This is a genomic window from Aeromicrobium halocynthiae (assembly GCF_039531385.1).
GTDB lineage: Bacteria > Actinomycetota > Actinomycetes > Propionibacteriales > Nocardioidaceae > Aeromicrobium > Aeromicrobium halocynthiae.
Genome location: NZ_BAAAPY010000014.1, coordinates 40,946 through 48,653 on the forward strand (window position 1 = coordinate 40,946; position 7,708 = coordinate 48,653).

The window sequence follows — 7,708 nt, forward strand, 5'->3', positions numbered from 1 at the left end:
AGGAACCTCACCCGGTCCAGGGGCCAGGTCTGATGACGCGACTCGGACTTCCCACGACGACGCGTCCTGGGCTCTTGGCGTGGGGCGTCGTCCCCGTGGTCGTCTTGGCGAGCGCGGCGGGGTGTTCGCCCACGCAGACCGAACCGGATCCGCTCGCCGACCGCGACAGCCCGGCGTGCTCGGTGCTGAGCGATGAGACCCTCGCGACCGCCCTGGGGGGCGAGCCGACCAGGGCTCGGGACTTCACCGATCCCACCACGATCGCGTGCATCTACTCCTCGGAGGAGCCGCGCCAGAGCCTGGACATCATGCTACGAGCAGGCAACCCGTCGACGACCCCGAGCATGGCGACAGCGCGCGCCACGTGCGAAGGCGCCGTCGAGCTCGACGTACCGGACACCAGCGGCTTCATCTGCACACTCACCGCCCTCACCCCCCGCCACCCCGAGGCCGTGACCAGCTGGGACGGAGTCGACCTGACGGTCGGCCCGTTCGACACGACCGACCCGGGCCCTGTCGAAGACTCCGACGTGCGACTGCGTTCCGTGGTCCAAGAGCTGCGGGCCACCATCACCCGCGACGACATCGACGCCCTACGTTCGTCGTACGACGAACGATGACGCGCCCACCGACGGTGGCACCCTCGGCCCGCCGGCTGCGCCGACATCCGATCCCTGTAGCGGCCGTCGGGCTCCTCCTCACCCTCCATGCGGCGGGCTGCACCAGCGACGACGCACCCGACCGGCCCGGGCTGGCAGTCGACTGCGGCATGGTGGACGAGGCGTCGATCACGGCGTCGCTGGGCGTCTCGGCGGTCGAGGTCTCCGACGAGTCCACCGACAGCGGCGGGACCGCGCAGCTGCTGTGCCGCTACACCCCCACCGAGCCCGACACCCCCACCCTCGTCGTCCGCGCCGCCCCGGAGGCCACCTCAGGGCAGGCCGCCCGGGACCTCGCCGCCACCGAGACCTCCTGCGACGACCCCCGCCGGCTCGACGTCGAGGACACCACCGGCTTCGTGTGCCCCGAGGGCAGCCTCACCGGCGGACCCCAGGCCTACGCCACCTGGGACGGCCTCGACGTCCGCGCCGCCCTCACCCAGACCCGCACCCCGCTCGACGAGCCCGACGCGGTCCTCACCGCGGTCGTCGAACAGCTCCGCGACGAGCTCGACGCGGCCACGTTCGACGCGCGCTGACCGAGCCTGGGAGCATCACCCGGACGACCGCGGCCCTGGAGGTCGGCGACGACAGCGCGTCGACGTGAGGCTCTCACCGCATCCAGGCACCGCCGATGACGAGTCGCCCGCCCTCGGCGATCGGAGCGAGGTTCGCCGAGACGCTGATCGTCAACGCGCCCAGCTCGGCGGTCGGCGATGCGTAGCGGATGCGCTCGGTCTGGTCGGCCGGCGCCGCGTCCAGCTCCTGCGCGAAGGTGTCCAGGTCGGCCGAGGCGACGCCCAGCTGCTCGGTCACGGCCCGCAGCTTCTCGACCAGCTCCTCGGCCGGGACGGTCGGTCCCCTCAGTCCGATCCGGAAGCGGTCGTCGCCGTCGGCGGTCCTGGCCCGCTCGAACGAGAGCACCTTCGTGGTCACCTCCACACGCGTGTCGTCGGGAAGCAGGAGGACGACCTCTCGGGGCTCGTCGCTCTCATGAATGCCGGCGCGGCTGTCCTCCTCGATGCCGAGGGCCGCTTCACTGGGCTCGCCGGTGAGGTCCCACGTCTCGACGCCATCGACCTCCCAGCGCGCTGCCGGCTGTGCCGTGGTCTCGGAAGGTTCGCTCTCGGTCACACATCCGGTCAGGATCGCGGCGGCACAGAGAACCAGGAACCGACGCAGCCACCTCACCGCCATCGCCGATGCACCTCGACGAGCGAGGCGAGGATCGTCGGCCACCCCTCCGTCAGCCCTCGGAGGTGGGGACTGCCCAAGCGCCACCGACGACGAAGCGTCCGGCACCGGCGATGGGCGCGACGTCAGCGGAAACCCCGAGGGTGAGATCGCCGTAGACCTGCTCCGGTGAGGAGTAGCGCACCCGTTCGGTCTGCTCGTCGGGAGCCTGCGCCACCGCGGCCAGGAACGACTCGATCCCCGGGTCCGGATCGCCGGTGAGCTGCTCGGTCAGCTCGGCCAGCTGGGTGCCAAGGTCCTCCGGCGCCACCGTGGCACCACGGGACCCGAGCGTGAAGGCATCACCCCCGGCACCGCGAGATCGGGTGAAGGAGAGCAGCGGCGCCTCGAACCGCAGGGACCGCCCACCCTCGAGCTGCAGCACGATGCGTCGCGGCTCGTCGCTGCGGTAGTCCGCCGACATCCGGTCGGAGGGGATCCCCAGCGCCTCGGCCGTCGGCTCACCCGTGAGGTCCCAGGTCTCGACGCCGTCCTCCACGGTGCGTGCCGTCGGATCCCGCTCGACGTCAGGCTGGTCGGGAACGTTCACGGTCACACATCCTGTCATCGTCATCAGCGCCAGGGCACCCGCGAGCAGCGGACACAGGAGTCTCACCACAGCCTGGCTCTCCCGTCGACGAGCGAGTCGAGGACCGCCGGCCAGCGCTCGGACAGCCGATTCTCGTCGATGCGGTCACGGACGGATCGGTCCAGGATGTCCTCGACCTGGTTGGGGTCGTTCTCGACGAGATCGACGAACACCGGGAAGGTGTCCTCCTCGATGAGGCTCCACCGGGTGTCGAAGTCGGCGATGTTGCCACGCGGGACATTGACCGTCACGTCCCCGCCTTGCACTCCCGGGATCAACGGGGCTGTGTCCACCTCGATGGTCTGGCCGTGCAGCTGCCCGAGCGTCTGCGTGCCCGGAATGGACGGCTGGCCCACGACACCCATCACGTAGGTCATCGCCTCACCGGTGACTGGACGGTTGCGCATGTCGTCGTACTGCTCTGCGATCGTGTAGAACTGCTCACGACGCAGCAGTTCCTTGTTCGCCTCGTTCAGCAGGTCCGTGTCACCGGTCCGCACCGCCGTGTCGAGGTCGGTCCACGCGTTGTGGGCCTGTTGGATCCGCTGCGGGTCGTTTCCGAGCAGACCGGCCGCTCGCAGCTCGTCGATGCCGGCCATCCCGTCGGCGTTGTACGCCTCGTGCATCATCGAGGCGTCGTAGAAGATGTCCTTCTGCATCTGCAGGAACGTCTCCTCGTAGAAGCGGATGTCGTCCTCGCCGAGCTGGGCGAGGTCGTCCAGACCGCGCGCCCATGGCGGCAGGAGGTGATCCGGGATGTTGCTGAGGTCGTCGGCGATGTCGCGGAACATCTCCAGGTCCTCGAACCCCGCGGCGAACGACGGACCGATCATCGAGGCCATCGCCGCCCACCGGAAGTTCGGGTTGTCGAGGTAGAGCTGCGCGTAGTACTCGTAGGTGCGCTCGTAGTGGTCAGCCACACCGGTGGCGCCCCGGGTGACGTCCCACGTGGTCAGGTCGATGCCCGCGCTCTCCGCCGCGCGGGTGACGTACATCTGCTGCAGCGCGTCGGCGTAGACGGACGGATCCACACCCATGCGGCGCGCCAGTTCCACGAGTCGCTCGACGTCGGCGGAGGCCGTTCCGAGCGGAGGGGGCGCGAAGAACTCATCGAGCCTGCCCTCAGGCTCCAGGAGGTCGCGCAGCTCCGCCAGCTCGGCGTCGGAGTAGGTGACCTGCGGGAAGCGCATCACGGTGGCCAGCGGCAGGAAACCAGCGGCCACCAGCTCCTTCATCCCCTCGACGGTGGCGCCGCGCTCGAAGCGCTGAGCGACCTCCTCCGCACCGTCCTCCAGCAGGGCGTCGGCGCGTCGGTACTCCGGCCACAGGTTCGCCTTGACCGCGTTCCACGTCTCCGAGAACGAGGGAGCCTCTTCGCCCGAGGCCTGGGCTGCCTGCCCGGCGTAGCGTTGAGCGGAGGCGGTACTGGTCCGCAGGCGACGGTTCAGGTCCTCGACGGTCGCATCGAAGGTGTCGACGTGGGAGGCGAAGGACGTCAGCAGGCCGACGGCGAAGTACCCGTCGAACGCGAGCCGACGAGCGACCCGCGCCGCCTGCTGCGGGTTCGTCCTGGTGCCCGCCTCGATGTCGCCTTCGATGTCGGCCGCGACGTGCCGGTCGTCGGCCTCCAGCTCGCTCGCGAGCGCTGCGATCAAGTCTGCGTCGAGGTTCGGGTCGGCGGCGGCCGCGCGGATGGACTCCCCCGTGACTCCGCCGTGGATGTCGGCGTAGTTCTCGAACTCCGTGACCATCGGACCCCCTGAGCGGCTCGACTTCGAGGATAGCGTCATGCGACCCCCAGGAGGCTTCAGCCCACCCTGCTGCCGAGAAAGCCCACTGTGCTGCCGAGAGCGTCCTCGGTCAGGTCGCGAGCGTCCCTCGGCGCTCTCCACCCTCTGCACGCGGTGGTGACGCTACGTCGTTCCTGCTCTAACCTGGGACGTGATATCGACGACAATCCGGGGGTTCGGTCCATGCCGTTGAACGACTTCGACAACTACGCCGATCTGTACAACGGCGTCACCGCCGCGCAGATCCGCGCCGCCGCCGAGGAACCGGCCGCGAACGCGCGGGTCATCGCCGACATCGCCACCGAGCTCGGTACCGACGCCGACGCCGTCACCGGCGCCACCGAGGGCGACATCACCTCCGACACCCGCGCCAACGCCCAGACCGTCCAGCAGAGCGCCCTCGTCCTCTCCCAAGCCGGCACCTACGGCGTCTCGGCCCTCACCGAGTTCGCCTCCTACGTCGAGGCGTTCGACACCAAGGTCGCCGAGCCCAACCAGCGCCTGCGGACGAACGCCGCCTGGTCCCAACGCCTCGCCGGCCAGGCCGCCGCGGAGAACGACGAAGACCCGCCCGAGTACACCGAGACCTGGGCCGCGTCCCGCGCCGCTCTGCTGCCGGAGTACAACCGCGCCGTCGCCACCCTCGACGACAACGCCGACGCCACCGCCAGCCGCTTCGAGCAGGGCCCCACACCCGCCAACATCCGAGAGCTCTACCTCGCCGGCCTCCTCCCCTACACGGCACTGACCGCCCTGTGGCCCTCCATCGGCGTCAGCCCCCAAGATCGCTACGACGCCTACCAGGCAGCGGTCGCCAACGGCACGATCCCTGCCATCGAGGACATGACCGAGGCCGAACGCCAGGCCTTCCTTCGCGACAATCCCGGCATCCTCGAGGACTGGACACAGATCGCCGAACCCTCCGAAGACATCCAGAAGGCGATCGTCCACCTTGCGCTTCCGGCCGCCGACGAGGAGGCGGCGCGTGCCGACGTCCAGACCATCCTCGACGGTGTCGACGACAGCGCCACGCCCGAGCAGATCGCCGCCGCGTTCAGCAGGTCGGCCGAGATCGCCGCCGGCATGGCTGTCCTGCTCCCGTGGGCCCAACGCAACGGCATCGACCTCGAGCACGGTCGCTTCGACGGTCGAGCCACTGACGCCCAGGGCTACAGCGAAGAGTTCGGCAGACAGACCTGGGAGCACCGCGACGCCATCGAGACGCTCCTGACCGAAGGCGTCGAGCGCGAGTACACCGCAGGCGCTGGAACACCCCGTGGCGAGTACACCGCCACGCGCATGGAGAGCATCTTCAGCGAGGCCGAAGCCGACGAGCTCCGTGCGGCGTGGGCCGGCTCCTACCTCGTGGCCTCCAACGAGGACATCGGTGGCGGCTGGGAGTCGCTCCCTGAGGACATGCGGTACGACCTGTCTCTCGAACAGAGCTGGACCGACACCGGCAAGGAACCTCGATTCGTCGACGTCGCCGGCTTCCTCGACCGCGCCCAGGGTGACCTGCCAGCGGGTGACGGTCTCTCCATCCAGCTGGCCCACAGCGCCTCCGAACTCCTCAACACGCGGTACACGGACCTTGATCCGTCCCCCGGCGGCACCGACATGGGGTGGACGAACGGCGCGCACGAGGAGTTGTACGGCAGTCTCCTGGAACGCGCGTCGCTCAATCACGAGGCCACGACCTTCCTGCTCGGCGGGGACCCCGGGTGGTCGGAGGCGGACATGCCGCACGTCCCTGCAGACTTCGATCACTCCACTTTCGTCACCAACGTCTACACCCACCCTTGGCAGGACGGTGGCAGCTCGGCATCGTCGCTGACCGACTGGACCATCGACCCGCCGGCGGGCAGCGAGGCGCTCGCCGACGCGGCATTCAACGGCCTCTACGACACTATTGCCGGCAATCAGGAGGTCTACGAGCGGCTCATCGCCATGAGCAGCGGACCGGGCACCGGGCACGACCTCGAGGACGGCGCGTCGCCGCCGACCGTCGGCGAGCGCAACCCTGAGTTGATGCGCTCACTCGCCCTGGCCACCGGCATGCGACTGGATCAGTTCGACACAGCGACCTCGGACCCGAACGTCGAGGAACAGCGCATCAAGATGTTCATGCTCATCAACTCCGACCTCGGAGACGCCACGAGCGAACAGCCGGATCCGAACAGTGCGTCCATGAAGCTCGCCACGGCGATCGAGGCATACCAGCGGCAGCGCATCGTGGACACCCTCGACCCAGCTCACGTGTACCCGGCTGATCAGCCGCACCAACGGGGGACCTACGGCGACGACAACGGACGACTCTTCGGCTACAACTCGGCTGCTCTCCGCAACGCCATCGTGGTGCAGTACGGCGAGGGTGTCGATGCGGCCGAGCAGGTGGCGAAGAACCGACAGATGGCCATCAGCATCCTCGGCACGGTTCCCACCGGAGCGGCAGATCCACTCAAGAACGTCATCACCCTCCTCGCCAACGAGTCCATCCGCCCCAGTGCTGTCGCGATCCCCGAAGCAGCGAGCCCGAACCTCTATGGAGCGTTCGCCGTCGAGGCGGCAGACCCGACCGTCCTGGAAACCGTGGCCCGCGCCCAGGTCCTGGACGCCATGATCATCCGGGACCCGAGCATCGCATCGGACTTCGCAGACCTCGGCATCATCGGCGAGGGCGGGAACGTCGATCTCTCGCAGATCTCCGACGCCCAGACGACCCACATCAACGATCAGCTGTCCCAGAGGATGCCTGACGAGGTCAATGAGGAGATCGCCGACCTGCTGACAGTCCGCGGCACCATCGTCGCGAACCACGGTCTCGATCTCCCGCAAAGGTACACGGGTCGATGACGGACCGGAACCTGCTGAGCGTGGTGTCGGCGATCCTCGCCGGCTCATTGACACTGGCCGGTTGCGACGACGGCTCACCGACCCCGGCACCACGCCCCTCAACGACGACCGAGGCTGACAGCCGCTACGCGATGCCCCGCATCCCTCCATCGACGATGGTGGACGACGCCACCCTCATGGCGAACGCACGCGTGCTGCAGGAGTACGTCTCAGCGGCGCGTGACGACTGTCAGAGGATGTGGGAGCTCACACGCGAGGATTTCCGAAGCAGCCCGGAAGCGTTCTGCCAGACCTATGCGTCACTGGTCCGGGACGTCGATCTCAGCACCGGCACCCTGGAAGCCGACGGCCGGTCGGGCTCGCGAGCCGTTCGGCTCGAGCTGCCGGACAGTCAGGTCATCGCCCTGCTTCCCGATGCGGAGGGCGTGCCTCGAGTCAGCTTGATCTCCCTGACGCCCTAGAGCTCAGGGATTACGGGTTGGGATGACACCTGACCCGGCCAGCCTCCACGCAGGTGTGGGTCACGGGAGGCAGTCTCTGGATTGTCGAGATCTAGAGAACAGGAAGCCATCCCGTGACCCACG

At 68.8% G+C, this 7,708-nt stretch carries 7 protein-coding genes; 4 read left to right on the forward strand and 3 right to left on the reverse strand.

The window, feature by feature from the left end:
* The first annotated feature begins 32 nt into the window (after window positions 1-32).
* Both ABD213_RS14320 and ABD213_RS14325 read left to right on the forward strand, forming a co-directional pair.
* Window positions 33-620 carry a hypothetical protein gene (locus ABD213_RS14320; RefSeq protein ID WP_344330026.1) on the forward strand — a complete coding sequence of 196 codons (588 nt, stop codon included), beginning with the start codon at window positions 33-35 and terminating at the stop codon, window positions 618-620.
* Complete coding sequence (locus ABD213_RS14325; protein WP_344330028.1) at window positions 617-1,198, forward strand: hypothetical protein; 582 nt, start codon at window positions 617-619, stop codon at window positions 1,196-1,198. The genes ABD213_RS14320 and ABD213_RS14325 overlap by 4 nt, the downstream gene beginning before the upstream one ends.
* 73 nt (window positions 1,199-1,271) lie before the next feature.
* Here ABD213_RS14325 and ABD213_RS14330 read toward each other — a convergent pair whose 3' ends face one another.
* The 3 genes from ABD213_RS14330 to ABD213_RS14340 form a co-directional block, all read right to left on the reverse strand.
* Window positions 1,272-1,793 carry a hypothetical protein gene (locus tag ABD213_RS14330; protein ID WP_344330031.1) on the reverse strand — a complete coding sequence of 174 codons (522 nt, stop codon included), beginning with the start codon at window positions 1,791-1,793 and terminating at the stop codon, window positions 1,272-1,274.
* 112 nt (window positions 1,794-1,905) lie between these two features.
* Window positions 1,906-2,442, reverse strand: a complete 537-nt coding sequence (locus ABD213_RS14335) for a hypothetical protein (protein ID WP_344330034.1) — start codon at window positions 2,440-2,442, stop codon at window positions 1,906-1,908.
* A gap of 62 nt (window positions 2,443-2,504) precedes the next feature.
* Entirely contained in the window at window positions 2,505-4,232 is a 1,728-nt protein-coding gene (locus tag ABD213_RS14340; protein WP_344330036.1) for a hypothetical protein, read from the reverse strand.
* Between the two features lie 222 nt (window positions 4,233-4,454).
* Here ABD213_RS14340 and ABD213_RS14345 point away from each other — a divergent pair, with 222 nt between their 5' ends.
* Complete coding sequence (locus ABD213_RS14345; RefSeq protein WP_344330038.1) at window positions 4,455-7,124, forward strand: TPR repeat domain-containing protein; 2,670 nt, start codon at window positions 4,455-4,457, stop codon at window positions 7,122-7,124.
* Window positions 7,121-7,585: a hypothetical protein gene (locus tag ABD213_RS14350; protein ID WP_344330040.1), complete on the forward strand. Its 465-nt coding sequence runs from the start codon at window positions 7,121-7,123 to the stop codon at window positions 7,583-7,585. Before ABD213_RS14345 ends, ABD213_RS14350 begins: the two co-directional genes overlap by 4 nt.
* Window positions 7,586-7,708 lie beyond the last annotated feature (123 nt).

Excerpts from the sequence above, each read along its gene's own strand:
- ABD213_RS14325 (WP_344330028.1), top strand. The coding sequence starts at position 617 with ATGACGCGCCCACCGACGGTGGCACCCTCGGCCCGCCGGCTGCGCCGA.
- ABD213_RS14350 (WP_344330040.1), top strand. The coding sequence starts at position 7,121 with ATGACGGACCGGAACCTGCTGAGCGTGGTGTCGGCGATCCTCGCCGGC.
- ABD213_RS14320 (WP_344330026.1), top strand. The coding sequence starts at position 33 with ATGACGCGACTCGGACTTCCCACGACGACGCGTCCTGGGCTCTTGGCG.
- ABD213_RS14340 (WP_344330036.1), bottom strand. The coding sequence starts at position 4,232 with ATGGTCACGGAGTTCGAGAACTACGCCGACATCCACGGCGGAGTCACG.
- ABD213_RS14345 (WP_344330038.1), top strand. The coding sequence starts at position 4,455 with ATGCCGTTGAACGACTTCGACAACTACGCCGATCTGTACAACGGCGTC.